Annotated in this window: 16 protein-coding genes and 1 pseudogene; 5 read left to right on the top strand and 12 right to left on the bottom strand. The window is 49.9% G+C overall.

Features of this window, described 5'->3' with window-relative positions; translation table 11 throughout:
- Positions 1 to 48: 48 nt before the first annotated feature.
- Positions 49 to 1,164 (bottom strand): annotated as a pseudogene (gene glf / locus FD09_RS05170) (UDP-galactopyranose mutase).
- Positions 1,165 to 1,174: 10 nt separating this feature from the next.
- The gene (locus FD09_RS05165; protein WP_057819016.1) at positions 1,175 to 2,173 is read right to left on the bottom strand and encodes a glycosyltransferase family 2 protein; all 999 of its coding nucleotides are present in this window, start codon (positions 2,171 to 2,173) and stop codon (positions 1,175 to 1,177) included.
- 201 nt (positions 2,174 to 2,374) lie between these two features.
- On the opposite strand from FD09_RS05165, the gene FD09_RS05160 reads away from it, so the two are divergent.
- The 3 genes from FD09_RS05160 to FD09_RS16230 all read left to right on the top strand — a co-directional run bounded on the left by FD09_RS05160 (position 2,375) and on the right by FD09_RS16230 (position 5,286).
- Positions 2,375 to 3,562, top strand: coding sequence for an MFS transporter (locus FD09_RS05160; RefSeq protein ID WP_057819014.1), 1,188 nt, complete (start codon positions 2,375 to 2,377; stop codon positions 3,560 to 3,562).
- 115 nt (positions 3,563 to 3,677) lie between these two features.
- Positions 3,678 to 4,694, top strand: a complete 1,017-nt coding sequence (locus tag FD09_RS05155; protein WP_057819012.1) for a serine hydrolase domain-containing protein — start codon at positions 3,678 to 3,680, stop codon at positions 4,692 to 4,694.
- Positions 4,695 to 5,028: 334 nt separating this feature from the next.
- On the top strand, positions 5,029 to 5,286 hold the full coding sequence (locus tag FD09_RS16230) for a hypothetical protein (RefSeq protein WP_157053686.1): 258 nt from the start codon (positions 5,029 to 5,031) through the stop codon (positions 5,284 to 5,286).
- Between the two features lie 344 nt (positions 5,287 to 5,630).
- Here the strand turns inward: FD09_RS16230 and FD09_RS05150 are convergent, their stop codons facing one another.
- The 6 genes from FD09_RS05150 to FD09_RS05125 all read right to left on the bottom strand — a co-directional run bounded on the left by FD09_RS05150 (position 5,631) and on the right by FD09_RS05125 (position 18,511).
- Positions 5,631 to 10,142: a S8 family serine peptidase gene (locus tag FD09_RS05150; RefSeq protein ID WP_057819010.1), complete on the bottom strand. Its 4,512-nt coding sequence runs from the start codon at positions 10,140 to 10,142 to the stop codon at positions 5,631 to 5,633.
- A gap of 350 nt (positions 10,143 to 10,492) precedes the next feature.
- Positions 10,493 to 12,880 (bottom strand): phosphoketolase family protein, encoded by a 2,388-nt coding sequence (locus FD09_RS05145; RefSeq protein WP_157053685.1) that lies wholly within the window; start codon positions 12,878 to 12,880, stop codon positions 10,493 to 10,495.
- A 531-nt stretch (positions 12,881 to 13,411) separates the two neighbouring features.
- Positions 13,412 to 14,134, bottom strand: coding sequence for a GntR family transcriptional regulator (locus FD09_RS05140; RefSeq protein WP_057819008.1), 723 nt, complete (start codon positions 14,132 to 14,134; stop codon positions 13,412 to 13,414).
- Between the two features lie 134 nt (positions 14,135 to 14,268).
- The gene (locus FD09_RS05135; protein ID WP_057819006.1) at positions 14,269 to 15,030 is read right to left on the bottom strand and encodes an aspartate/glutamate racemase family protein; all 762 of its coding nucleotides are present in this window, start codon (positions 15,028 to 15,030) and stop codon (positions 14,269 to 14,271) included.
- A gap of 12 nt (positions 15,031 to 15,042) precedes the next feature.
- Entirely contained in the window at positions 15,043 to 16,584 is a 1,542-nt protein-coding gene (locus FD09_RS05130) for a UDP-N-acetylmuramoyl-L-alanyl-D-glutamate--2,6-diaminopimelate ligase (RefSeq protein ID WP_057819004.1), read from the bottom strand.
- 94 nt (positions 16,585 to 16,678) lie between these two features.
- The gene (locus tag FD09_RS05125) at positions 16,679 to 18,511 is read right to left on the bottom strand and encodes a glycoside hydrolase family 13 protein (RefSeq protein ID WP_057819002.1); all 1,833 of its coding nucleotides are present in this window, start codon (positions 18,509 to 18,511) and stop codon (positions 16,679 to 16,681) included.
- A gap of 534 nt (positions 18,512 to 19,045) precedes the next feature.
- Between FD09_RS05125 and FD09_RS05120 the strand changes: the two genes are divergently transcribed.
- Together FD09_RS05120 and FD09_RS05115 are read left to right on the top strand one after the other, a co-directional pair.
- Positions 19,046 to 19,570, top strand: a complete 525-nt coding sequence (locus FD09_RS05120) for a ClbS/DfsB family four-helix bundle protein (RefSeq protein ID WP_057819000.1) — start codon at positions 19,046 to 19,048, stop codon at positions 19,568 to 19,570.
- Between the two features lie 17 nt (positions 19,571 to 19,587).
- Positions 19,588 to 20,202, top strand: a complete 615-nt coding sequence (locus tag FD09_RS05115) for a YdcF family protein (RefSeq protein ID WP_057818998.1) — start codon at positions 19,588 to 19,590, stop codon at positions 20,200 to 20,202.
- Positions 20,203 to 20,271: 69 nt separating this feature from the next.
- Here the strand turns inward: FD09_RS05115 and FD09_RS05110 are convergent, their stop codons facing one another.
- The 4 genes from FD09_RS05110 to FD09_RS05095 all read right to left on the bottom strand — a co-directional run bounded on the left by FD09_RS05110 (position 20,272) and on the right by FD09_RS05095 (position 26,506).
- A complete protein-coding gene (locus FD09_RS05110; RefSeq protein ID WP_268873282.1) occupies positions 20,272 to 22,671 on the bottom strand; it encodes a glycogen/starch/alpha-glucan phosphorylase in 2,400 nt (799 codons plus the stop codon).
- Between the two features lie 75 nt (positions 22,672 to 22,746).
- Positions 22,747 to 24,195, bottom strand: a complete 1,449-nt coding sequence (gene glgA / locus FD09_RS05105; protein ID WP_057818996.1) for a glycogen synthase GlgA — start codon at positions 24,193 to 24,195, stop codon at positions 22,747 to 22,749.
- Positions 24,192 to 25,361 (bottom strand): glucose-1-phosphate adenylyltransferase subunit GlgD, encoded by a 1,170-nt coding sequence (gene glgD / locus FD09_RS05100; RefSeq protein WP_057818994.1) that lies wholly within the window; start codon positions 25,359 to 25,361, stop codon positions 24,192 to 24,194. The genes glgA and glgD overlap by 4 nt, the downstream gene beginning before the upstream one ends.
- Positions 25,361 to 26,506, bottom strand: coding sequence for a glucose-1-phosphate adenylyltransferase (locus tag FD09_RS05095; RefSeq protein ID WP_057818993.1), 1,146 nt, complete (start codon positions 26,504 to 26,506; stop codon positions 25,361 to 25,363). The genes glgD and FD09_RS05095 overlap by 1 nt, the downstream gene beginning before the upstream one ends.
- Positions 26,507 to 26,514: the final 8 nt, after the last annotated feature.

Here is a 26,514-nt window from a genome sequence, read left to right as displayed (position 1 = left end):
TCTAACAATTATGGGGCACTTCACAGTTCTGGCCATTGGAGGATCTTTTTAGTGGAATAAGTCTTTATTGTAGACAATTTGTAGGGCGGCGGCGATGGCTTGGTCCATGTTGTAGTAGCGGTAGGCGCCGAGGCGGCCGCCGAAAATGACGGTGGCGGCGGTTTGGGTCGCTAGGTGGCGGTATTGTTGGAACAGCGCGTCGTTTTGCTGGTCATTAACTGGATAATAGGGTTCTAATCCCTTTTCCCAAGTCATTGGATATTCCTTCGTAATGATGGTTTGATGACGATTACTGGTGCCGAATTCGAAATGCTTGTGTTCAATAATACGGGTGAAAGGGGTTTGGGCGTCGGTATAATTGACGACGGCATTGCCTTGATAATTAGGTATGTCCAGCAATTCAGTTTCAAAGCGTAAACTGCGGTAAGCCAAGGTGCCCAGTGAATAATCGAAGAATTGGTCGATCATGCCGGTGAAGACAACCCGGTCAAAATCGTGCAGGTACTGTGCCTTTTTTTAAAAAAAATCGGTGTTGAGCGCGACCGTAATACCTGGCTGGGCTAACATGCCCTCGACGATCTGGGTATAACCGCCAATCGGAATGCCTTGATAAGGATCGTCAAAGTAATTGTTGTCGTATGTGAAGCGGACAGGCAGTCGGCGAATGATGAATGCTGGCAATTCTTTGGGTGCTCTGCCCCATTGTTTCGCGGTATAGTCTTTAATTAATGTCTGGTAAATATCGGTCCCCACCAAAGAAATGGCCTGCTCTTCCAAGTTCCGTGGGGTCTTACCGGCTAGTATCTGCCGCTGTTCAGCGATCTTTGCCTGTGCCTGCGCGGGGGTAGTCACGCCCCACATCTCATAGAAGGTATTCATGTTGAAGGGCAGGTTATAGATTTTACCGTGATAGTTGGCAATCGGTTCATTTGTATACCGGTTGAATTCCGCAAACTGCTGCACATAATTCCAGATCCGCTGACTCTTAGTGTGGAAAATATGCGCCCCATAGCGATGGACTTGAATGCCGGCAACTGGTTCGGTATAGATGTTCCCGGCAATATGCGGTCGTTTCTCAATCACGGTGACACTGTCCCCTGCCAAAGCACGTTCGCGGGCCACTACAGCACCGAACAAACCAGCACCAACCACCAAAATTTTCATACTGTTCCCCCTAATTAAAGCTATAGAATCGTTGCAACAAGTGATAAAAACTGAGGGTCATCTGACGGCCGTATCGGCCTGGTAAATTGATTCCCCGCCCCACGACACTGTGCCGGACGCTGCGGTAGAGCGGTTCATCGTTCACCCGCATGAAGTGCCAAAGCCCACGCAGTTCGGCCAGGGAGTCCTCTGAGCCATCATTGAGCAGCACAATGGAAGAAATCCCAGTGACGATGGCCACGTAGCTGCGCATGTAGCGATCCAACCGCTTGTTGGCGGGCTTAACCTGGGCGTAGTAGGTAATCATGTCGCGGTTGACCCGCAATTGTTGATCGATGCGTTTGATCATCACGTTTTCATTCACCGACTGATCGGCCCGGCCAATGAAATAGTGGTACAAGTCGACATCGATGTACTGCATCGTGTGGACATGCGGTAATGGTTCAAATACAAATAAATTATCGACGTAGAATGTATGGCGCAGTAAAGTCAGGTTCATTTTCTGTAAGATAGCGGTTTTGAAAATCACGGAGTGCATCAGCAAATACTTACCTGTCGGCAAATGCACACTATCCCAGCCGAAGATCCGGTCCTGGGGTAAGTGATGGCGATAGCGCATCGCCCGTTTGTGGCGTTTGCCGACTTTGTCGTAGACGTAATTGGCAATCAGCATATCCATCGTAGGGGTTTGGAGAAGCGCCAAGGCCTTCTGCAAAGCGGCCGGGTCCAACCAATCATCACTATCGACCACTTTAAAGTAAGTGCCTGTGGCTGCTGCCAAACCTGTGTTGATCGCCGCTCCATGACCGCCATTGGGCTGATGGATGGCGCGGACAGTCTGGGGATTTTCGCGGGCATAACGATCAGCAATTGCGCCCGTAGCGTCGCTGGAGCCATCATCCACCACAATGATTTCCATTGCGTCGCCGCCTGTGAGCAAGGCCTCGATGCACCGGCTCATATAATCTTCGGAATTGTAACACGGCACAACGGCAGTCAATATTTTCAAAACGATTTGTCCTTTCTGACCAAGTGCAAACACTTGGTACAATCCGTCTATTGGTTAATTTCAATAATACCAGAGATTCTCGTGGGATACTGCCAATATGCTGTGAAGAAAACCGTCAGTATCCGCAAATTGGGTTTGGCGATTCACCTTTTTCCCGCTAAAATATGCCTATCGACTTTTTTCAGAAAGAATGGTGATGACATGCAGGAAATCAAGCTGCGCTGGTTGTTGTTGGGTTCGTTCCTGAGCAGTGTGGGCATGAGTTTCATTTGGCCATTAACCAGTATTTACTTACATAATCGTTTGGGCATTTCGCTGACTGTGGTGGGTGTGGTGCTGCTGTTGAATTCATTGGCCAGCGTGGCGGGCAGCTATGTGGCCGGGTTGGCCTATGATCGGCGCAATCCTTATTGGTTGCTGGTAGGCGGTGTGGCCACGGCCATGGGCACACTGATCCTCTTGATTTTCTTCCATGGTTGGCCACTGTTTGCGGCATTACTGGTGGCTTTAGGCGTCGCTTCCGGGTGGAACTTAACCCTGGTCAACGCCATCGGGACCAGCATTCACCATTATGATGGCCGCTATGTGTTCAACATGTTATATTTCGCCCAGAATCTCGGCGTAGTCGGAGGCACGGCCATTGTGGGATACGTGTATCACATTAGCGTGACACTGCTCTTTGTCATCGCCGCCGCCCTCTTCGCGTTCTTTCTCACCGTGGTGACCACGCAATTTCGCCCAGTCGCCCGTCGACCCCGCAGACACCGGCCGCGCACCGGCGAGCCAGCGGCAACAGTCACCCTGCCGCATTTTAATCATTGGCTGTTATTTGCGTTTTTTATTTCCTTGCTCATTATCTGGACAATGTACCAGCAATGGACTTCCAATTTGTCGGTTTACATGACCGATCTGGGCATTCCTTTGAGCCGGTATAGCATTCTGTGGACGTTGAACGCGGGCTTGATCGTGGCCATCCAAGCCATTTTGAACTGGTTCTCCCGAGACGGTAAATATCTCATTTACCAAATTTTCTTTGGCATCGCAATGGTGGCACTGTCCTTTGTGGTCCTCATTTTTGCCCACAGCTATCCCTGGTTCGTGTTGGCGATGACGGTGCTGACGATGGGCGAGGCGACGGCTTTCCCAGCGATTCCAGCAATGGTCAATGATTTGACTCCGCGGGCATTGAAGGGTCGCTATCAAGGAATGGTCAACGCCTGGGCATCGGCCGGTCGCGCATTGGGACCATTGTTTGGCGGGGCGGTGATTGAAGCTACCGCCTACACCACCCTGTTTGAAATCGCGGCGGTGGCCATCGGTATTGTTTTTGTGACCTTGGTCCTCCTTTGGACGCTCTGGCATCGCCGGTTAACGTTGTTTTCCGAGTGACAGTCATCCTCGTTGTTTCGTAATTTGTTGTTTAAAGGTTGAAAGTGTTCACATTTGTTCAATCAGCAGTACAATATAGGTGAGTCGTGAATCTAAATTTATGGAGGGATTTTTGATGGCGGAATTGACAAAGAATTTTTCAGAGTTAAAAAAGCTCATTGAAGCCCACCACTTCAATGGGGCTTTGGCGGTCGTAAACAAAACGCAGGTCCTGTTTGAGGGCGCCGGCGGTTATGCTAAATTTGATATGAGTGTCCCGTTCTCAGCAGAAACACCGACTGGCGTGGGTCCGCTGGGCCAACAACTGGTCATCGCTGCATTATTGCGGTTGGTTGAAGATGGTCAATTGAAGTTGAGTCAAAAGGTCTCTGATTTCATTCCAGAATATGCCCATGCTAAGGAAATCAGCATTAAGCAATTGATGAACCAAACTGCGGGCTTACCGAGTTACAGTGCAGTGATTGCCAAGCCGTTTTATGAAGATACCGACAAACAAGTCCCCACTGATCGGGTGGCTTTGCAAATTGATCAGCACAACTTGAAGGGGATGGACTTTGAGGATGTCTTGGACGTCATCGGTGAATTACCGTTGGCTTTCAAACCTGGTGAAAAGTCTGAATACTCTGACAGCAACGCCGTCTTCTTAGGCGAGATCCTGGATCGGGCTACTGACGAACGGCCGGTGGAAGCAATTTTAAAGGATTATGTGTATGATCCAGTCGGCATGACGGAAACAAAGCTCGGCACCGAGCATTCCTTCGCCCAAAACTACAAGTGGATCGCTAATAATCCCGACATCATCGGCCGTGGTCAATTTGATTTGACCGATGCTGGTTTGGTTTCTTCATTGCACGATATGGAGAAATGGGCGCAAACTGTCTTAGCCCGCAAACTGCTCAAGGGTAGTACTTGGGAAGAAGCGCTGGCGGTTAAGGATGGTCACTACGGCTATGGCTGGTTGAAGTCTGGTCAATGGTATCAATTTGGCGGCCAGCAGTATGGTTATAGTGGTGACATCCACGTATCACTGGACAAGGGTGTGGCGACTGTTTGGTTGAGCAATGTGGCGATGCCGGATAGTGATGTGGATGCTTGGTCTGATGCGTTGCAGCAATTCCGGGAAACACTTTAATAATTCGTTTAAGGGCACTGATTGATTGGGTCGGTGTCTTTTTTTTGTGTGGTGTTGGCGGCCGTGCCAATGCTGCGCAAGCTACGGCTGAAATGGGCTGGAACGCTGTGACGGCGCTTGAAGCCCGCAAAGTACGCGGTCTTCAAGACGCCTAACCACATCCGCGCGCAAAAACCGCGCGCGGTGTGGTTTCCACAGCTGAGCCCATTTCAGCCTCCGCTTGCTCCGCATTGGCACTAGATCCAGCAACGCTCGTGACGGTCTTGGAACCCCCTTATCCAATTAATTAGGTTAGAATGGGTACAACAGTTAATTACAAAGGAGGAGATTTGCAGTGCGTAAGACCTCACGTTTATTGATACTCGCAGGTACAATGTCGTTAGTGCTGGGACTGGCTGCTTGTCAAACCGGCCCGGCTAAGCAATCGCCATCGTCGTCTACGGAACAGAAAGGAAGCAGTACTGTGAAAAGTTCAGAAAGCAGTTCCCAATCTACCAAGAAAAACGATCGGGACAGTCAGATTCAAAAAGAAAAACGCGACTCTTCCCGCATCAAGTTACCGCCGAATCCCAGTAAGAAGGATAAGAAGTAAGTAATCAGTGGAAAACACTGCATCTGTTTTTGTGTTTTTTTTTACGCTCCTCGGCGATGCTTCGATTCGTGACAGAACCAGTGCCAATGCGGAGCAATCGGAGGTGGTCTGGGGCTCAGTGGTGGAAACGTGACAGTGGGCCGGTTTTGCCCACTGATGACGTTAGGCGTGTTTGAGACCGCGCCCCTCAGCGGGCTCAAAGCGCCGTCACCACGTTCCAGCCCCAGACCACCGCAGATTGCGGAGCATTGGCACGGCCGCCTTTCTACCAACTAATTTTTCATACAAATAAGGAGCTGCCAAAATTGCTGGCAACTCCTTATTTTTAATCCCACAACAGCCGATTAATACTCGACATCAATCGTCCGTTTCACTTGGTTCCCTACACCATCATTCATCGTGACTTGAATATAGTTATCGCCACTTTGCAGATAGAGCGGGACAGAGAACTTGATTGGTTGACCGTTATCGCCATCATGGTAGTTCGCCGTGAATGTCTGGTTAGCGATGACGCTGCCATTGATCGTCAGCATTGCCCCATCATGGTTGTCGGTGGCTTCACCCGTGAGGACAAACGGATTGGCATCCGCCTTCACGTGATACACACCATCTTTATCCACGGTCATCCCGTGATTACCAAAGTTCAATGTGGGTAATGTCGTATCCACAATTAACTGCACAGAACCGCTGAAGATTGGCTTGCCTTGGTAGAAGACTTGGATCGGGATACTGTTGAACGCATTATCCTTCACCGGTACAGTGGCCTTGAAAGCTAACGTCTTCGGATCCCATTGAATCGTCGTTTGCTGACCATTCACTTCACCGATCTTCAACCCATTCTTGTCAATTGGCCGACGCAGCGTACCCTCAATCGTGTACGTATGCTTTTCTGCATCGTAGTGCTTGTCGCCCTTGATGGCCACATTGAGGCTGTCCAGGCCAATATCATTACTCATGTTCAAGATCTTCGTGTGATCACCGACAAATTGGCTATCATCCTTAGACTGTACTGTAATCGTCTTCGTGGTGGTATTACCATCCTTGTCCGTGACGGCCAAGCTGATTGTGTTGGCCCCGTATTGCAGCGCCACATCACCAGAGAAGCTGGCGGTGTTATTGGCACCCGCCGCGAGCGAACCTGTCAGATCCGTCTTGGCCTTCGTTGTGGTATTGGTAGCCACAACAGAGGCAATATTATCAGCCGGTTGGGCTGTCCCCGCGATCTTGAAGCTGCCGGTCGTGGATTGTGCCGCATTACCCGTGATACCGGATAAAGTGACTGCCGGCGCTGTGGTAGCGACCCGAGTCCGCACGGTCTTGATGACATCTTGACCATCCGCATCTCGACTGAAGACGAAGACACCATTGGTCGGTACCGCAATACCTTTAGCCGTGAACTGCTGCTTTTCATCCGGTTTCACGGCAGTGCCGTTGATGTAGAACTGCGCACCAGTATAAGCGCCTGTCACGCTGATCGTCTTGGTCTTGGCATCATAATTTTCCGTGGTGCTGGAAATAGTCTGGCCATAACTCAAGTTATACAGCGACAGGTTTTCTTGATTGAACTGCGTATTATCCGTGGTCACGCTAGCGGTACCAATATTGCCGGCGTTATCACTCATGGACGCAGTCACTTCGTTACGGCCGTCTTGAATCGCCGCCAGTTGCTGATCATCAGTAATTGGTACGTTCACCGTTTCGCCGGTTTGCGGACCGCTGAGTGCCGGCAGCTGATAAGCATGAGAATGACCGTTGATGGTGATCGCAATGGTGTTGCTGTTAGCTAAGCCAGAGCCGCCAAAGTCATCCGCCCCCACTGTTAAGAAGTACTTGCCATTGCCGTCGTGGCCTAACGCTTGATTGCTCAAACTAATGGTCGGGGCTTTGGTGTCCACTTTCAGTTTCAGAGTCTGAGACTGCCGTGCACTTTCATCCGCACCCACGGGCACACCAGAAATCTGGTAGTAGTATTGGCCGTCTGGGGCAGTCACCTGTTTACCTTTTTGGCTATCCCAAACAGTCCCATCCCAAGTCAGACCAGCTGTCGAATAGTTCGTGTAAGCACCCGCAGTCGTGTCATAGTAAGTCTTCAACACTTGTGGGTCTTTGTACAACGTCCGAATCGGTTTAGCCCCTGGATTATTCGTCGGGTCTTGATCGTAGATATTGATCTCGGCGTTTTCCACATTCCGGAACAAGCTAAATGTCGGTGCCGCAGTGTCTTGGCTGTCGTCATCGTTCGGCGAAATCGCCACGGTATCCTGCCACACTGTCTTCCCATCGGCAGACAGACCCAGGATATTCTTATCGGCATCGGAGAAGTACGACGTGCCGTAAACGGAATTTTCATCGTAAACTGGTTTATCAAAGACTTGCTGATTGGTCCAGTCGCCATAATACCCCATGTACGGGACGACTAAATCCGCCGCCGTGCCATCCTGGCTATCCGCTGACTGGAAGCCGAGGAAGCCTTCCACATAGTTGTTGGTCGCAGAACCAGGCAGGGACAGTGCAAAGGTCACGGTGACCTTCGTGCCTGGTGCCACGGCGATTTGACCATCGCTGGTCAGAACGCTTTGACCCTTGGCATCCGTGGCACTGGCCACTTGAATACCGGCGCCGTCTTGCTTGACGTCGTAGGACGCTTCATTCATGGCCTTGCCATCTGCCCAAACGCCGCCATAATCGTTGAACTTGTACTGGGCCGCTTTACTGGACACATTATCCAGTTGGATCGTGAAGCTGGTATTGCTGGATTTAATCTGTCGCAAAGCCACAGAAGGCTGACCTTCATTACCAGTCGCAAAGACTTGGTCGGAAATTGCCTTTTCGGCCTGCACCAAACCAGCCCCTTGCCGCCGGGGTGAAACCACCGTGTCCTTGTGGGTCGTGTCCATCATTACTTTGGAGGTGTTCATTAAGGCGGTCTTGACGTAAGTGCTCAATTCCGCCTTCGGTACCCGGCCACGCAAGGATTCGGCCATTAGTGCGGATACCCCGGCGATGAATGGCGACGCCATGGAAGTTCCTTGCATCGTTTGATACTTATTATCGTTGGCTAACGACCAAACCATACCGCCCGGTGCGGTGATGTCCGGTTTGAAGCTCAATGTCGGTGTCGGGCCCCATGAAGTGAAACTCGACAAATCACCAAAGTCACTATCGGCCACCACTTCGTTGCTCGCAGTGAAGGTGTATTTGGCGGCTGGCTTCTTCTCAGCGAAGGCAAGCAGTTCCTTACCACCCGCCATGGAGAGGGCAAATGTCGGTATGGACTTATCCAATGAGAAGGCCAAGGTTGCTTCATCCTTGTTATCGATGATGATCACACCAGCTGCACCAGCAGCCTTCGCGTTGGCTTGTTTAGCCGTGAAGGCAATGCTGCCCCGGGCCACGACGGCAATCTTCCCGGCGACGCTCTTATCGAAGTCGTCTGGATTGCCTAAGCCCGGCAAGCCGTCCTTACCGTTTTTGGCGATATATAATTGCTTACCATTGAAAGTGCTGATATCTGTGCCATCTGCTAATTGATACATTTGCGGTTTGGCAAATACTGCTTGCCCATCACCAGTCGCAGATAATACGGCATTGACTTGGTGACTGTTATGGGCAGAGGCCACCGAGATCACAGAAGAACCGGTGGATGGACTACCGACAGTACCGCTGTCAGCAGTTGTCTCTTTATTGACCACATTGGTGGCATCGTCCGAAGTGGACAGGCCATCGTTACTGGCAGCGACAACGGGAATAACCCCATCTTTGGCAGCCTTGGCCAAGGCTTCGGTTTCATTGTCGCTGTCAAAGCCGGCGGAGGAACCGAGAGACATGTTGATGACATCAGCCCCCAGCTTGTCCGCATCCTCAATAGCTTGAATGATCTGTTCGTCGGTAATCCCATGACCAGCCGTATTGGAGAATACCTTCATGGCCAAAATTTGGGCTTCTGGGGCGACACCGACGACGCTCTTGGTCTCGTCCTTGGTGGGCAAACCATTCGCGCCAATGATCCCAGCCACGTGCATCCCGTGCATATCGCCATAACCAGTATCAATGACCGTGTTGGCTGTTCCATCAGAATAATTGTAGGCATACGGGACTTTGTCAGAATACCATTTCCCATGACCCAGCTGCGTAATTAAGGATTCAGCCTTGGTCTTGGGTAATTTCACCTTGCTCGGATCGCTCAATCGCAAATCTTTATGGGTCGGATCGATCCCGGTATCAATGACTGCGACCTCAGTACCAGTCCCTTTTAGCTTTTGATCTTGCCATACTTGATCCACCCCACCGACTGCGTTGCCCCATTTATCCGTGGGCTTATACACAGTCGTCGGTACCACAGTTTTGACGCCGCTGATTTTCTTCAGCTGACTGATCTGGCTGACTTTGGCATTAATCGTGAAGCCGTTCAGCAAATACCCAAAACGAGCGACCACTTTATTGCCAGTAATCTTTTGGGCGGCCTTGGCGGCCGCACCTTGACCATTGATCACCTTCGTGCTGGCCTTGTTCATATCGGCCATTGATGTCTTGCTGAAGACTTGCCGACCAGCCTTGGCATTACCCGTGGCTCCTGGCAATTGCACCATGACCTTCACCGTTTGCCCGGCTAATTGGGCATCCGACAACTTAGCGGTGTCGATACCTTGATTCTGTAATTGGGCTTTAATGTTAGCCTGATCCTCTTTAGAAAAAGCAGCGAATTGCTGAGCAGCCCGCAATGTTTGCTCGGTCTTTGCTTCATTATCAACGGCGGCCTGGGCCACGGTCGTATTCGCGACGGTGGCGACGGGGGCTAAAAGTAACGAGCAGAGGAGCAAACTGTGGATCAGTTGACTCTTGAACTTCTTCTGCATGTAATTCCTCCCACTATGGTGACATTTGGCAACAACAACCTGAGAGTTTATTTGACTATGGCTTCATCCTCCTCATATAACGCTCACATTAATGAAATTTATACCACAGCAGACAGTGAAATACAACGGATTCAGAAACTTTTTTACATAATCCCGGCGTTACGGATAATTGGTATAATACCGGCAAACAATGGGATATACTGCGGATTTACAAAAATCGATAAGCTGTCCAGTAAGAAAATTCGTTCTCATTTTTACTTATTGACTCTCATCGCGATACAAAAAAAGCGTCATCCCGCTCTATTAATCAACAGAACGACACGACGCTTTGGATAGTGCTTAAATTCAGATTATTCGTTAATGTTGTGCCATACCCAATCGTTAACTTCAGGCATGTCTGTCCCATGGGCCTTAATGTAATTCTCGTGCTTTGCCAAAGTGTCATCCATCTTCGACGCGAAGTCACCCGCTGCGGCACCGTATACGGCATTGGCGGCATCCTTAGCGATATGGAACCGATCCAACTCGTTCATTACCCGGATATCGAACGGTGTGGTAATATCACCGTTCTCGCGGTAACCGTGAATCAGGACGTGCTGGTTGTGCCGGCCAAACCAGATGTTCCGAATCAAATCTTCGTAGCCATGGAAAGCGAAGATGACCGGTTTGTCTTTAGTGAAGTAATTATCGAATTCTTCATCCGTCAATCCCCGGGGATCCACGTCTGGCTTGCGTAATTTCAGCAAGTCGACGACGTTGATGAAACGAATCTTCAAGTCTGGATACTCATCGTGCAAAATGTCGATGGCGGCCAGCGTCTCCAAGTTCGGTTCAGTCCCGGCAGCAGCAAAGACCACATCTGGTTCAGAATGGCCATCATTGGATGCCCATTCGATGATCTTCAAGCCGTGTTCAACTAATTGTTGAGCTTCCTCAATACTGTAGAATTGCGGACGCGGGTGCTTGGAAGTGACGATAATATTCACCGTTTGCTGCATCCGCATGGTCTTGTCCATCACAGCCAGCAAAGAGTTGGCATCAGCAGGCAAGTATTCCCGGATGTACTTGGCCTTCTTCTCGGCCATATGGGTCAAGATACCCGGATCTTGGTGGGTGTATCCGTTATGGTCTTGTTGGAAGGATGTCGAGCTGTCGATGATGTTCAAGGACGGGTACTTCTTGCGCCAATCCAATTCATCGGCCTTACGCATCCACTTGAAGTGCTGAGTCAACATGGAATCGACGACCCGCAGGAATGATTCATAGGAAGCGAAGAAACCATGGCGGCCAGTCAGTACATAACCTTCCAGCCAACCTTCTGCCTGGTGTTCAGACAACTGGGCGTCTAAGACCCGGCCAGCCGGAGCCTCGAATTGGTCGTTTCCATGCTTGATGGGTTCCAGCCATTGCCGGTTGGTCACATCAAAGACATGGTTCAACCGGTTGGACATGGTTTCATCCGGGCCGGTGATCCGGAAGTTCGTCGGGTTCAGTTTAATGATGTCCCGGGCGTATTTACCCATTTCGATCATATCCTGTGCGACAGTCTTGCCTGGGGTACTGGTATCGACGGCATAATCACGCCAATCCGGCAAAGCCAACGGTTTAGGATCAATCCCGCCATTGGTGATGGGATTCATGGCCATGCGTTGGTCACCCTTGGGGGCAATGGCGCGCAGTTCGGGTTTCAAAGTGCCATTGTCATCAAATAAATCTTCCGGGTGATATGACTTCAGCCATTCGACCAATTCGTCGGCATGCTGCATGTCGCCTTGGTCGACAGGAATCGGTACCTGGTGGGCCCGGAAGGAACCTTCGACAGGTTCGCCATTCCAAGTCTTGGGACCAGTCCAACCCTTCGGAATACGGGCGATGATCACGGGCCAAACCGGCCGAGTCGCATCATCGGCACTGCCTTTGCGGGCCTCCGCTTGAATACTCTTGATCTTCTCGATCGCCGTATCCATCGCGTGGGCCATTTCCGGATTCAACTTGTCAGGATCGTCACCTTCAACAAATAACGGATCCCAACCCATACCTTCAAAGTACTTAGTCAATTCTTCGTCGGTCTTGCGAGAAAGAATAGTTGGGTTAGAAATCTTAAAGCCGTTCAGGTTCAAGATTGGTAATACCGCACCATCATTGACAGGATTGATGAAAACATTGGAGAACCAGGAAGTGGCCAAAGGCCCAGTTTCGGCTTCCCCGTCACCCACAACTGTCGCGGCAATGACATCTGGATTGTCCAAGATAGCCCCTGTGGCGTGGGAAATGGAATAACCCAACTCGCCACCCTCGTGAATAGATCCGGGTGTTTCGGGTGCCGCATGGGACGCCACACCACCTGGCCAGGAGAACTGTTTGAACAAACGTTGCAGACCTTCTGTATCTTGCGTAATACGCGGATAAATTTCAGTGTAGCTGCCATCCAAATAAGAGTTTGAAACCATGACTTGACCACCGTGACCGGGGCCTTCGATGTAGAACATGTTCAAATTGTATTTGTTAATGACCCGGTTCAAGTGGGCATAAATAAAGTTTTGACCAGAAATCGTGCCCCAGTGGCCGATCGGGTGAACCTTGACGTCAGTGGGCTTCAGATCCCGCTTGAGCAGCGGGTTATCCTTCAGATAGAGTTGCCCAACGGAAATGTAATTGGCCGCTTGCCAATACTTTTTGAGACGATCGAAGTATTCGGGTGTCGAATATTGATCGGTATTTGTTTGTTGATCCAACATTTAAAAACCCTCCAGTCCGGGCCAACCGAGTGTGGGCAGACCCTTATCTAACCTTTGCATTCTTCTTCATTATACCGTGTAAACGATTGAAGTCAACCAATTTGCATATTGGTTCGTACCATTTGTTGAAATCAACTTTACCGGTCACGTGTTCATCGTAGCGTGGATGGGTGTGGGATTGCACATGATATGTCTTGGAAAATAGCGTAAATTAAAAGGTCGAAACCCGCTTCTTAGGAATTCGACCATGTGATATTTTATTTTGTGGTGCCAGCCGTGCCAAAGCTGCACAATCTCCGGTGGCAGGGGGCTGCGAAGCGCAGCAAGTGCGAAGCCGCAGGCGTAGCAAGTGGTGACGGCGCTTTGAGCCCGCTGAGGAGCACGGTCTCAAAGTCGCCTAACAGTATATAAACTTGGCCAGGACCGGGCCAAGTTTATTACTGTTCCCACCACTGAGCCCCCTGCCACCTCCGATTGCTACGCATTGGCACTAGATTAGCTGGGATCATCATTTCATCTCTGCTTACAAAACTAAGAGAGGGACACGAAGCTGTTGTACTGCATGTACTTGTAGTGAATACGCATGCGGGAGAATTCTATTGGGGTGCCGGAGTCGGTGAAGAAGATGCCTTCCATGACGCCGACAGGTTCATTGGGTTTGAGCTGCAGGAGCTTTTGATCGCTCGCCGTGGATGGCTCCGTAGAAATATTCAGAAACGACTTGGTCACCTGGAGGTGCTGTTCTTTTTCCAAATATGTATATAGCGAATCCTGGATCACTTCTTCATTCAGATCTGGCACCAACCGGATCGGCAAATAGCCGATTTCAATCATGAACGGTTGACCATCAACTAAGCGCAGGCGTTCGATTCGATAGACAAAATCGTTGGGTTGTAAAAACAAAGACTGGGCAATCTCGTCCTTGGCTTTTTGCACATGAAAATGCAGGACCTGGATAGACTGTTGTTGACCATCTTGCACCAGGCTGTCAGTGATGCCGATGTTGTCGCCAGTGTAATTGAAAAGTGGCTTGCTCTTAAAATACAGCGGGTTCACAAAAGTGCCGGCACCCTGCTTTTGAAAGACGATGCCGCGGCTCACTAGGATGCCCAATGCGCGTTTAATTGTTGAGCGCGACACCCCGAACTGGTCCGTCAAAGAACGTTCATCCGGCAACCGATAATCCGGATATTGACCCGCTTTGATTTGGGCGGTCAGTTGTGAATACACACGATGATAGGCCAATTCTGCCATTCTGACGAAGTCTCCGATCTACAAAAATAAATGCAAAAAATGATGCAAAGGTCGTTCCAATTAATAAATTGGACCCTTCCTTTGCATCATAGCATGAAACATTGACTGAAACAAATTAGTTGGCAGGCATCTGCCTAGTGGGACAGCGGGTCATCCTTTTTGACCAGATCAGTAAAATCCACCGTTTGACCATTGCGAAAAGCGGTGGCCAGGCGAATCGATTCATCCACGATAATATCTTGGGGATCGATGACCGGATACGGATGATCACTGGCCTTCTCTTGGGCTAACGACAACTCTGTACAACCCAAAACCACCAGGTCGCACCCCTTCTCCTCGATCATTTCACGCAAGATGTTGTGGTACAACGCACCATCCACCCGGTTACCTTCCTTGATATCAGTGTAAATCAATTCGGTGACCTGATCCTGCACATGACCGTCACCCAGCACGACTTCATAACCGGCGTCAGTAATTTCTCGTTCATAGATGTGATCAGCCATGGTCCCTTGGGTGGCAATCAACCCCACTCTATGGGCATTGGGATACCGCTTCTTCAGCGTATTGATCGCCACATGAGGCATGTGCAGCAGCGGCACACTGCTGGCAGCGGCCAACTCTTTGTAAAAGTAATGCGCGGTGTTACAAATGATCACCATGAAATCTGGACCCAACGCAGACTGTTGTTTAATGTCCGCCAGTAGCGGCGGAAAGAAATTTGGCTGGGTATGATCCAGAATGTAGCTGGTCCGATCCGGGACAGTGGCGTGGTTCACCAGAATGTAGTTCAGATAATCCTGATCCTTTTTTGCCGGTGTTCGAGCGTTCAATAACCGGATATAGCTTTCCGTGGCAGCTGTACCCATACCGCCAATAACAGTGAAGAAATGCTCCATTTTTTTCGCTCCTTACAGCTGGTCGATGACCTGATGCACAACCACCATGTCCGTGGGATACGGGGTATCGATGCCTCGGACCTTTTGATATGGATCTGCGCCCTTCCCGGCGACAACCACAATGTCACCCGGTTTGGAACTCACGATGGCGTCATGAATCGCCGTGGGCCGATCCAATTCAATATTGACATGCACTTGGCCATGATCAATCCCGCGATCAATTTCTTTAGCAATATCGCCTGGATCTTCGAAACCTGGATCGTCCGTGGTGAGGAATACATCACTGGCATATTCATTCAGTACCCGAGAGAAATCCGCTCGCCGGGACACGCCTTTATCGCCGGGCGCACCCAGAACCACGATGATCCGGGGATGCTTGTACTGGCGCACAAGGAAGGACAACAGCGCCTGCATGCTGCCGTAATTGTGGGCATAGTCCACATAGACAGCCCCATGTCTCGGTACTTGTGCAGATTCCATCCGGCCAGGAATGGTCACATTCTTCAATCCTTCTTGGCTTTCGTACGTATCTGCACCGGCCATAGCGGAGCCAATAATGGCTGCTGTGGCATTGGATTCGTTGTAATCCCCGACCAATTTCAATTGATAATCCCCGTGGACACCAAAGGATTGAGCCTTAGGTGTGACCGGTGTAAAAGTAAAGCGGGATTCAAATAAATCGGCTTCGTGGCTTTCCATGCGGAAGTCAATGGGCAAATTGTGGGGTTCTTGATAAGAAGCATTCGCAAATAGAAAGATGCTGTCGGGATCCGTGGTGGTCGTGGCGGCGGCGTATACTTCACTGAAGTGATCCGTTTGCGCGTTAATCACACAGATCCGCGAATTGACCAGTAATTGCAATTTGCAATGCAAGTAATTGGCAAAATTAGGATGCTCGTTGGGCCCAATATGATCCGGCGTGATGTTCAGGAAGAAGCCGACATCGTAAGTTAACCCGAATACCCGGGACTTCAGATACGCCTGGGAGGAGACTTCCATGACCAAATGGGTCATCCCATTATCCACCGCAGAACGCATATCATGGAACAGGTCCAACGACTCCGGAGTAGTCAGATCTGACTTAAAGCGCTGATCTGGCTTCGGACCGACTATCCGATCAATGGTGGAAAAGAGCGCAGTCTTGCCGCCGTTCATTTGGTCCAAAATGGCCTTGGTGAAATACGCTGACGTTGTCTTACCCTTTGTACCTGTGTAAGCGATGATGAATAATTCGTCTTGCGGGTAATTGTAGTAAGCCGCCGCCAACAGGGCCATGGCCTTTTGTACATTCCGCACGATAAAGGCATTCATGCCTTTGCCCTCTGGAAAAGGCTGTTCGGCGACATATGTAATCGCGCCCTTGTCCTTGGCCATGGTCAGATAGATGGTGCGGAAATTTTCACCCTTGCAAAAGAACAGACCATTGGGCTGCACTCGACGGGAATCATACGACACACTGGTCATGACCGTGTCCATATCCCCCTGGATGGCGCTGCTCTTTAATAAATGATGTTCCTTCAGGATTAACATACAAGCATTCAACGATAAAGCCATGAAAAAAGCTCCTATTCTTGATTTCGATTCGTGGTACAGCGGCTGTGAAAAACCAGACCTGGTCGGTTCAACCCGCGTTAAGATTCAGTTTCGATTATATCACATCCGGTGTTAACCACTGGAACTCGTAAGGCGCAATTGGCGTGGTCTGAATATGTTGATGCAAGAAAGCCACTTGATCCACTGTCAAATAATCCGTGTGCAGCTGGCGAATATCAGCCAAAATCGGAATTTCATTGGGATTAAAAATCACTAAGGCATCTTGAATGCTCCCATCAGCGTTGGTCAATCGCCGCCAAATGCCGCCCCATCGGTATCCGTAAAACGGAATAAAATTAGCGTCATTGCTCAACGCGGGGTCCGTTTGCCGTCGATGAATCGCGTCCGCATAGATTCCCTGGATCTCATTGTTTTCTTTACCCCACGGGAAGAAACGGCGATTATCGGGATCTTTACCCCCGGTCACTCCGACTTCATCGCCGTAATAAATACATGGCACCCCGGGAACAGCGAAGAACAGATTGATCAGCAGCGCTAACTTTTTGGTGTCGTTGTCCAACGAGGTCAAGATTCGTTCCGTATCGTGAGTGCCCACATTGTTGAAATTGTTCTGGAATACACTTTGGGGATAATGCTCTTTCAAGGTCAATCCGGCCTGCACCCAGTCGTCCACGGATAAATTGCCGTTCACTAAATCCACCAGCTGATTGCGCAGCGGATAATTCATGACTGCCTGCAGCATGCCGCCCTCCAAATAGTGATGGCGATTACCGTATGCAATTTTATTCGAGGCGTCTTCCCAAACTTCACCAATCAGTACCCGGTCCGGATATTGATCAGCAGCTGTTCGAATTTGGCCAATGAACGAGTCTTCCAATTCGTCAGCGACATCCAACCGCCAGCCATCGACACCGCGTTTCGTCCAATACGAGACAATCCCGGTCTGCGGATCGGCGATATAGTGGTGGAAGCTGGTGGAATCCTTGTTGATGGTGGGCAAATCTCCCACGCCCCACCAAGAATTGTACTTTTCAGGATATTGGGTGAACGTAAACCAGTCGTAATACGGACTATTCGGTGAATCCGTCGCCCCATTACGCGGTTCATAGGTATGGTACAGGTCAAAATACTTGGAGTCGGCCCCGACATGATTGAAAACACCATCCAAAATAACATGCATGCCTGCTTGGTGGACAGCCGCCAGGAAGTGATCAAAATCGGCCAAGGTGCCCAACATGCTGTCCACTTTTTCATAATCTGCCGTGTCATACCGGTGATTGGACCGGGCTGCAAAAATCGGACTCAAGAATAGTGCCGTAATCCCCAACTTCTGTAAGTAGGGTAGTTTCTGCTCAATCCCTGCTAAGTTGCCGCCGTAAAAGTCCCAACGAACAATCTGGCCATTGGCGTCTTTCACATAATACGGCAGGTCCTCATGGGTACCGTAAATGAAGCTGTTGGGCTTAGGATGGTTCACTTGCCCGTCGGCGTTGCCATTGTTGAAACGATCCACGAAAATATGATAAAAAATGGCGTGGCGATACCATTCGGGCAACGTTTCTTCATGATCTAGGACAGTCAGTTGATAATACCCGGTATCCGCCTCGCGGAACACCTCACCGTCGCCGCCATAAGTCTTGCTCTTGGGAGCATAGTACAAAGACTGCTGAGCAGTGGTAATGACAAACCGGTAGAAATACAGACCAGTGGTGGGCGGTGTCAGCTTGCCCTCATACCAATTATCTGCGGCGGCTTGCATGCGGACGCGCTGGGCATCTTTGTGGTCCTGACCGTCGGCAAAAATTTCAATAGCGACGGCCTCCACAGGCACATCGGTGATTTGGATCCGTAAGGTTTCACTGCTGCCGACAACGATGGCACCGATACGGTCGCGGCAATCGCGGTTGAATGAATTATAAAAAATCATGGGAAAAGCTCCTTTACGAGAACGGGTGCGCTGAATGATATCTTGATTATACAATACTCCGTCATTATAGCCGTCCGGGTGGGGAATACCAATTTAGTGCTTACAGAGAGAGGGCGCAGCCGACCGGTTAGGGGCGAGGCGTAAGAGCCAAGGCGCAGAAAACCCGGTCTGAGGTTTTATGTGCCTTGGCTCTTACGCCCTAGCCCCTGGTCGGCGGAGCCCGTTTACGCGAGCCGCGGTAATCGGCCTCTCCCCGCCGTGCCAATGCTGCGCAATCTCCGGCTGAAATGGGCTGGAACGCTGTGACGGCGGTTTGAGCCCGCAAAGTGCGCGGTCTCAAACACGCCTAACTGCATCCGCGCAAAAAGCGCGCGGTGCAGTTTCCACAGCTGAGCCCATTTCAGCCTCCGATTGCTCCGCATTGCCACTATATCCCCATCACTTCAAAATTTCTCTTAAACCGGTCGCGATGGTTCCCCATTTCCCTTAGAATGGAAATTGTACTTACCACTAATTCCAGGAGTTGATCGATTCATGCAAGCTTATCATGACCAACAGGCACTGATTGATGCAATTCAGTTAACTTTGAATAAATTTATTGCCGAGTTTTCAGATATTCCTGAAAATGAGCGGGATCTCCGGCTTGCGGGAGTGGAGCGGACGCCGGGAGAAATGTTGGCTTATAATGTGGGCTGGACGGCATTGTTGTTGGATTGGGAACGCCAAGAAAAAGCGGGACTGGCGGTGCAGACTCCAGCTCCGGACTACAAGTGGAATAATTTGGGCGGCCTTTACCAAGAATTCTATGCCCAATATGCGAATGAAAACTTAGCTGCGTTACAGCGGCACCTCATCGATAACGTCGCAGCAATTACCAAATGGTTGGCAACTTTATCGAATGCTGAATTCTTTGACCCCGGTCAACGGCAATGGGCAAACAACACCGCCCAATGGCCGCTTTGGAAATGGGTTCATATCAACACCGTCGCTCCGTTCCGGACCTTCCGAACCAAGATTCGAAAGTGGAAACGGGTGCGCAAAGAAACTTTCACTGATTAACAGAAAGGACACGTTTGATGCAGTTTTCAGAACTTGATCTTGACCACTTAACGGATGCTCAACGGACCGCGTTGATTTTTCGTTATTCAGACGACGGTCAGAAAGCAGATTTGATTTTTCTGGCGGGCAGCCGAATGGCGCTTTCATTACGCTTGCCTACTGCTGTGTCCCTCTATCAAGACGGCCGCGCCAAGAAGCTGCTCATTTCCGGCGGTCATGTCTGGACCGATCAACCCCAAGGCGAAGCTGTGGCCTTGGCCGCGGCGGCCCAACGCCAAGGGGTGCCGGCAGCTGATATTTTGACTGAAACACAGTCTCTGTACACTCTGCAAAACGTTCAATTTTCTTTACCGCTCGTGAGCGAAGCGATCGGTCTGGACCATGTGCAGCGGATCATTTTAGTGACCAATGCTTACCACATGAATCGCTTGTACCACATGATGCGTTCCTATTTTCCCGAACACATCCAATACAGCTTCCGTGGTACCACTGATCCTGCCACCAAACCCAATAACTGGTTCCAAACAGATCTCGGCCGCGGCCATGTCGAACATGAACTGAGCAGCCTGCAACAAGCGATTCGAAACGGTGAAGTCCGTGATTTCCCAGTTGATTTAAAAGTAAAAAAATAGAGCCTGGAATTTTTGCCAGACTCTATTGTTATGGTGCGAGACAAACTTCGCGACCCGGTCGATGAGAAACTAGTTCACACCCACCTGATCCCGCGTCAGATGCCAGATATCGTCACCATACCGCGCAATCGTCAAATCAGATGAGAATTGCCCCGACTTTGCGATATTGATACACGCCATGCTGTACCACTTTTCAGGATCCTGATACAACGTCGAAATCTTATCCTGAGCTTTCACATAACTCTCGTAATCGGCCAAGACGAAATACTCATCGTTGTATTGCAGCAACGAATTATAAATGTCTCGCCCTTCCCGCGTGATGTTCGGGATCGTCCCGTCGATCAGCGCATTCACAACTTTCTGCAAGTGCTTGTCACTGTCAAAAATTGCTTGAGATGAATAATTGGTGTAAGCGCCCACTTCATCCACCGTCATGCCGAAGGTGACGATATTGTCCTCACCCACCGCATCAGCGATTTCAATGTTGGCACCGTCCATAGTGGCTAACGTAATCGCACCGTTGGCCATCAGCTTCATGTTGCTGGTCCCAGATGCTTCTTTACCCGCCAGCGAAATTTGTTCTGATACATCCGCCGCCGGAATCATGTCTTCCGCTTCCGAAACCCCATAGTTGGGTACAAAGACGACCTTTAATTGGTCTCCCACAGCCGGATCGTGATTCACCGTATTGGCAATCTCATTGATCAGCTTAATAATTTCCTTAGCGTAGTAATAACTCGGTGCGGCCTTGGCACTAAAAATGTGCACCCGCGGTACCGATAGCGGTTGGCCGGCTTTGATCTGTTGATACTCATCAATGATAAAGAGCGCGTGCAACAGTTGCCGCTTGTAGGCATGCAGCCGTTTGATCTGAACATCGAAAATGGCATGTTCCGGATCCACGGAGATGTTTTCCCGGGCCCGAATCTTTTTAGCCAATGCCACTTTGTTCTTATGCTTCACTTCTTGCAGTTCTTTGAGGAATGTGGGATCTTTGGCAAAGGATTGCACGCCCATGATGTCCAGCGGCCGATGACACCAGTCACCGTTCAACTTTTCGTTAAGCAAATGAGTCAGTGCTGGATTGGCAATTTGCAGCCAGCGCCGCATCGTAATCCCATTGGTCTTATTGTTGAACCGGGCCGGATAAATCCGGTACAGATCCTTTAAGACATCCTTTTCCAGCAACTCGGTGTGCAGTTTGGCCACGCCATTGACGGAGTGAGAACCAATGACGGCCAGATAAGCCATCCGCACAGTCCCGTCACCCAAAGGGGCGCACCGATTGACCCGATCCGCACCATACACCGGTGTTTGCAGCTCCCGGAAACGGCGGTCAATTTCTTGAATGATCTGATAAATCCGCGGCACGGTCTGGGCAACCATATCTTGAGGCCAAGTTTCCAGCGATTCGGATAACAATGTGTGGTTGGTATAACTCATTACTTTCGTCGTGATTGCCCAGGCTTGATCCCAACTCATGAATTCTTCATCCATTAGGATCCGCATCATCTCAGGAATAGCCATGGCCGGATGGGTATCGTTAATATGGATCGCCACCGTGGCATCCATATGGTTCAAACTACGGTGATGTTTGCGGTAATGCCGCACAATACTTTGTACACCCGCCGAAACTAGGAAGTACTCCTGTTTCAAACGCAACAGACGGCCCTCATAGTTGGAATCGTCGGGATAGAGGATTTCAGTGATTTCGTTGACTTCTTCTTTTTGCTGCAATGTGTATGTGACCGCTGGATCAGTAGGCAGTTCGGCACTCCATAACCGGAATGTGTTCACTGTTTGATTTTGGTACCCCACTACCCCGGTATCATAAGGTACCGCCAACACGTCCGTAGTGTTCTCATAATGGGGTACAAGCCGTCCGAAGGCATCTTCAGCTAACCATGTATTCCCACCAAAGCGGACCAAACAAGCCCGGTTTTCTTTCCGCACTTCCCAGGCGTTGCCATTCCGCAACCAATCATCCGGCATCTCCACTTGATAGCCGTTCACAAACGACTGACGGAACAAGCCGTACTGATAGCGAATGCCGTTACCATTGAGGGGCATGTGCAACGCCGCGGCGCTGTCCAAAAACTCTGAGCCTAATCGGCCCAAACCGCCGTTGCCCAATCCCGGATCAGGTTCAGCATCGACCACTTTGTCCATGTCCAAACCCATTTGCATCATCGCTGTCGTGACGACATCAGTGACGCCAAGATTGAGCATATTAGTTTCTAACATGCGACCTGGCAAAAACTCGATGGCAAAGTAGTACGCCTCTTTGACCCGATCGTTTTCATAGTGCTGTCGGGTGGCCTTAAGAAAGGGTGCATAATAATCCCGTAACCACAGTGCCAATGCGGTATATTGCTGATGGGCATCAGAATCTTTCACATCTTCTGCATACAGCCGCAGAATCATGTTCTTATATTGTTCTTTGAATTCGGGCACCGTTAATTTCGCCAAAAGTATCCCCCATTCCGTTTTTAGTGCTAACGGATAGCGCGGCCGTCGTTATTCAATAACGGGGCCGCGTTGTCATTATTTCTGCAATAATTCATTGTACAAAGCGACATACTGCTTGGATGCCTTGGCCCAAGAAAAATTCTCAGCCATGGCATTTTGCTGCAACTGTGCGTATAGCTTGGGCCGGTTCGAATACACATCAAAGGCATAATTCAACATCTTATCTAAGACATCGGGCCGGTAATCTTCGAAACTAAAGCCAGTCCCTTCACGTGTATATTCGTTGAACGGTACCACGGAATCGCGCAGACCACCAGTGGCATGAACCACTGGGATGGTGCCGTAGCGCATCGCCATCATCTGAGCTAATCCAGAAGGTTCCGTCGCTGACGGCATTAAGAAGAAATCGCCGCCGGCATACATGGATTGTGCCAACACTGGATCAAAGCGGATCTGAGCGGAGAAGGCACCTGGATAACGGATTTGGACGTGTTTGAAAGCTTCTTCTAAATCGTAATCCCCAGTGCCGAGAATGATGAACTGACAATTGTGCATCAGTTGGAAACGATCAACGACATCAACCAACAAGTCGGCTCCCTTTTGCCGAGTCAACCGCGACACCATTACGAACAACGGGTCGTTGCTTTGAGGCAAGCCAACTTCTTTTTGCAAAGCACGCTTGTCTTTCTTCTTCCCTGCCAAATCTTTGGCGGAGTAATGATAAGGAATGTGCTCATCGGTAGCCGGGTTATAAAGTTCTGTGTCGATACCATTCAAAATGCCGGATAATTTCCAAGCATTCCAGCGTAAAACGCCATCCAAACCATGGCCAAACGCCGGTGTTTTGATCTCCTCAGCGTAGCTGGGTGAAACTGTATTCACTCGGTCGGCTAAGTTAATACCGCCCGCCAAGTAGTTCACGGCACCATCGTGTTCGAAACCAGTCCCGTTAAAGAACTGGCGGCCAATGGCAAAGACACTATCCAAAATAGCCGGTGAATATTGGCCTTGGAACTCAATGTTGTGAATGGTTAAAACCGTGCGGATGTTCCGCAATGGATTGATCCAACTGTATTTATCATGGAGCAAAACGGGAATAAACGCCGTCTGCCAGTCATTGACATGAAGAATGTCGGGAATGAAATCGACGAACTGGAGCATTTGCAGCACAGCCATGTCAAAGAAGCCGAAGCGTTCTCCATCATCCCAATAGCCATAAAGGCCATCGCGACCGAAGTATTGAACGTTGTCGATGAAATAATACTGGACCCGCCCTAACTTCAGGGTCAATACACCGCAATATTTGTCTTGCCAACCCACTTTGACCGCGTAACTGCCCAAGAACTTCAATTGCTTCTTGTACTGTTCCGGCATTTTCTTTTCGTAGTAGGGCAATACAACGCGAATATCTTCGCCCTGACTCGCCAGTGACTTCGGCAATGCATAGGCCACATCGCCTAATCCCCCGGTTTTAAAAAACGGAGCGCCTTCACTGGCGGCAAACAAAATCTTGGTTTGACTCACGATTGCAAAACCTCCTCCGCGGCGGCTTGGTCGAGGATCGTTGTCCCCTTGGCAAGTACGATAGGTGCACTGCTCGTTCCCTGTAATTTCACATTGGGACCAACGATGCAGCCTTTATCCATAATGACGCAGGAAAGCATCGCATTCTTGCCGATATGAGAGCTTTGCATAACGATGCTGTCAGCCACATGGGCGCCGTCTTCCACCGTCACGTTCCGGAAGAGGACGGAATGACGAACTTGCCCTTCAATTTGACCACCAGTACCCAGTAACGATCCCAACACATCTGCTTCTGGTGCAAAGTATGTGGGTGCTTCATTCTTGTTCTTGGTGAAAATGGCCCGTTGGCTGAAGAGTAAAGCATGGAAATTTTCTTCATTCAGCATATCCATATTTGCTTGGTAGTAACTTTGAATGTCATGAATCGTTGCGCAATAGCCAGTATACTCGAAGGCATTCGCTTGGGCGGACACAATCTCCTCATGCAAGAGTTGCGGCAACCGGGTGAATTCACCGGAATTTTGCACCCGACTAAGCAGTTCAATCAAGTAATCCGTCCGAGTCAAATACATTTGCATGCTGATGGGTTTCGTGTGATCAGACGTCCGTTCTGGTAATTCATGACTAGGGGCAAACCCAATCACTTCATTGTCCTCGCCCAGAACAAATCCCTCCTGATCAGGATCTGCCATAGTGGTGGGTACACTGCGATAAACAGCTGAAATGGGGTTCGGTGATGCCTGGTGGAACTGCAACAAAGCATTCACATCCAGGTTGGATACATTGCGGGCACCGGTAATAAAGACGTAACGACTCTTCGATTTAATTAAGAAAGTGAGGTAATTGTCGTAGTACCGATGAATGTTGACTGGATCGGAATAATCCCGTGTGGCCACATAAGGGAAGGAGAACACACCACCGGTAATGGTGTCTAAGTCCCACGCCTGACCAGACCGAATATGGTCTTCCACGGAACGGGAAGACCGGGGCAGGAAAATCCCTGCTGTCCGAATCCCCGCATTCGAAATTGCTGACAACGGAAAATCAACTAACCGGTAACGTCCGGCAAACGGCATCGTACCAACTGGCCGCTCATTGGTTAAAGGCGCTAAATCTTGGCTTGGCTCGTTCAAGTCAATGACTGCACACATCTCTGATTCACGCATTATTTGTCCTCCTCCATTCTGCCCAATACTTCTTGGAATCCGACTACTGCAATGTCGTCGTCTGAACCGATCACTTGTCCGCCATCACCAATGATGGCCCGTTCGCCAACGATGGCATGATCAATGGTGACATTCTTACCAATCACGGCGTTGGGCATAATCATACTATCTTTAATCACGGAACCAGTGCCAATCTTGACGTTCTGTGATAACACGGAGTGATCCACTTCGCCGGCCACATAACAACCATCCACCACCATGGAACGATGGACTTTGGCAGTTTCCGTAATAAACATGGGTGGTAATGCATCATTGCGGGAATAAATCCGCCAGTTGCGATCGTCAATGTCTAATGGGTTGTCGGGTTCCAGGAACTCCATATTGGCCTGCCAAAGGCTCTTGATGGTGCCGACATCCTTCCAGTAGCCATGGAATGCATAGGCATAAGTGGGTTCGTTGCGATTCAGGTAGGCCGGAATTACATCATGACCAAAGTCTTCCATGCGGCCGTCGGTGCTGTAACTATCCATCAATAGCTTCTTCAACGGTGCCCAGTTGAAGATGTAAATCCCCATACTGGCCAAGTTGCTCTTGGGATGCTTGGGTTTCTCTTCGAATTGGACGATCCGGTTGGTTTCATCCGTGTTCATGATCCCAAACCGCGGGGCTTCATCCATGGATACCGGTAAAACACCCACCGTTAATGACGCATGCTGGGCTTTGTGGTAAGCCAGCATGGCTTCATAGTCCATTTTGTAAATGTGGTCCCCAGAAAGAATCAAGACATACTTCGGTGAATAGAGGTCGATATACGCAATGTTTTGATAAATGGCGTGGGCAGTGCCTTGGAACCATTTCTCCCCTTCACTGGAAGCATAAGGTTGTAAAACCGTGACCCCGGCATTCTTTTCGGCCAGTCCCCAACTGGCCCCATTTTGAATGTGGGCATTCAATTCCAATGGTTGATACTGGGTCACCACCCCAACTGTGTTGACCCCAGAGTTTGAACAGTTGCTCAGAGCAAAATCGATGATCCGATAGCGACCGCCAAACGGTACGGCCGGCTTCGCCGTGAATCGGGTCAATTTACCTAGCCGAGTCCCTTGGCCCCCGGCTAAAATCATTGCTAACATTTCTGTATTCATTGATTGCG

The sequence above is a fragment of the Schleiferilactobacillus perolens DSM 12744 genome (assembly GCF_001435585.1).
GTDB classification, from domain to species: Bacteria; Bacillota; Bacilli; order Lactobacillales; family Lactobacillaceae; genus Schleiferilactobacillus; species Schleiferilactobacillus perolens.
Note: the sequence above shows the minus strand (reverse complement) of the source record. Positions and strands in the feature narration are given on the sequence as shown.

What these genes read in the sequence shown, in the direction of transcription:
- FD09_RS05160 (WP_057819014.1), top strand. Translation starts at nt 2,375, where the DNA reads ATGCAGGAAATCAAGCTGCGCTGGTTGTTGTTGGGTTCGTTCCTGAGC.
- FD09_RS05155 (WP_057819012.1), top strand. Translation starts at nt 3,678, where the DNA reads ATGGCGGAATTGACAAAGAATTTTTCAGAGTTAAAAAAGCTCATTGAA.
- FD09_RS05150 (WP_057819010.1), bottom strand. Translation starts at nt 10,142, where the DNA reads ATGCAGAAGAAGTTCAAGAGTCAACTGATCCACAGTTTGCTCCTCTGC.
- FD09_RS05145 (WP_157053685.1), bottom strand. Translation starts at nt 12,880, where the DNA reads ATGTTGGATCAACAAACAAATACCGATCAATATTCGACACCCGAATAC.
- FD09_RS05140 (WP_057819008.1), bottom strand. Translation starts at nt 14,134, where the DNA reads ATGGCAGAATTGGCCTATCATCGTGTGTATTCACAACTGACCGCCCAA.
- FD09_RS05135 (WP_057819006.1), bottom strand. Translation starts at nt 15,030, where the DNA reads ATGGAGCATTTCTTCACTGTTATTGGCGGTATGGGTACAGCTGCCACG.
- FD09_RS05130 (WP_057819004.1), bottom strand. Translation starts at nt 16,584, where the DNA reads ATGGCTTTATCGTTGAATGCTTGTATGTTAATCCTGAAGGAACATCAT.
- FD09_RS05125 (WP_057819002.1), bottom strand. Translation starts at nt 18,511, where the DNA reads ATGATTTTTTATAATTCATTCAACCGCGATTGCCGCGACCGTATCGGT.
- FD09_RS05120 (WP_057819000.1), top strand. Translation starts at nt 19,046, where the DNA reads ATGCAAGCTTATCATGACCAACAGGCACTGATTGATGCAATTCAGTTA.
- FD09_RS05115 (WP_057818998.1), top strand. Translation starts at nt 19,588, where the DNA reads ATGCAGTTTTCAGAACTTGATCTTGACCACTTAACGGATGCTCAACGG.
- glgD (WP_057818994.1), bottom strand. Translation starts at nt 25,361, where the DNA reads ATGCGTGAATCAGAGATGTGTGCAGTCATTGACTTGAACGAGCCAAGC.
- FD09_RS05095 (WP_057818993.1), bottom strand. Translation starts at nt 26,506, where the DNA reads ATGAATACAGAAATGTTAGCAATGATTTTAGCCGGGGGCCAAGGGACT.